Origin of the sequence: Nocardia abscessus, from assembly GCF_015477775.1 — a bacterium.
Classification (GTDB): Bacteria; Actinomycetota; Actinomycetes; order Mycobacteriales; family Mycobacteriaceae; genus Nocardia; species Nocardia abscessus_A.
In genome coordinates, this window is the sequence record NZ_JADLQO010000059.1 from 1 (window position 1) to 1,077 (window position 1,077).

1 protein-coding gene is annotated in these 1,077 nt (G+C 65.9%); it reads right to left on the bottom strand.

Annotated elements, in window-relative coordinates; genetic code table 11:
• Positions 1 to 838, bottom strand: an 838-nt coding sequence (locus IU450_RS39245) for an IS110 family transposase (RefSeq protein ID WP_195154777.1), incomplete at its 3' end; no start/stop codon positions are given.
• Positions 839 to 1,077: the final 239 nt, after the last annotated feature.

Consider the following 1,077-nt stretch of genomic DNA (forward strand, 5'->3'; position numbering starts at 1 on the left):
CGATGCCGGGCATCGAGGTCAGGACCTCGGCAAGAGGGTGGTCGGCGAACATCTCCTCGATGTCCTCGGCGATCTGCTTGCGTTGCAGCAGAACTACTTTCAACGAATCTGCCAGTTTCGGGAGCACTGTTTCAGCGGCTTTGGTGCCGGGAACGGTGACGGTTTGCGCGGGCAACGCGGCCAGGATTTCATCGACGAGCCGGGCGCCCATGCGTGGGGCGTGTTTGGTGGCGATGGCGGTGAGTTTGCGCCGACCAGCGGCCCGGATTCCTTCCGGACCGCCGCAGCGCGACAGAATCTCCAGCACCGCTGGATGGGCGATGCGGGGTCCGAGGACGCGTTCGAGAGCGGGGTGGATGCCGGTGAGCAGGCCGCGGATGCGGTTGCTGGTGCGGGTCGCTTCACCGGCGAGGTCGTCGTCGAATCCGGCCAGAACACCGAGTTCGGTGAGGGTCTCGTCACCGATATCGACGCGGCGCAGCGTGTGCGGCATGGTGCGGGCGGCGTCGGCGATGATGTGGGCGTCGCGGGCATCGGTCTTGGCCTGACCTGGGTAAAGGTCGGCGATGCGGCGCATCGCCAGCCCGGGCAGATAGGCGACATCGTGGCCGCAGGCGCGGGCGACGGTCACCGGCAGGGCGCCGATCGTGTTGGGTTGATCGACCACGATCAACAACCGGCCGTGAGCGGCGAGCTTGTCGAACACCGCCCGCAACCGCGACTCGTCATTGGGCAATGCCTTGTCGAACAACCGTTTCCCGTTCGGGTCGAGCCCGACCGCGTGGTGTTCGCCTTTTCCCACGTCAACGCCGCAGAACACGGCATAGGGGTGTGTCACCTTGCTCGGTCCTCATCGCATCGAAACGCTCGGTCGGACGGCCGCCGATCTGGCGTCAACGCCCGGCACCCACGTTACGAAGAGACCTACCCTCGGCCCTGTCCCCATCAGCGGTCCGTCAACGCCACCAGAGCCCAGCGACACCACCCCCCGGATCATGAGAAAGACAGGGGCAAGAAGTCATACCGAGCCTGGCGACCGTGGGCCCGATCGCGGTACCCACGAAAAAGGTAACGGGG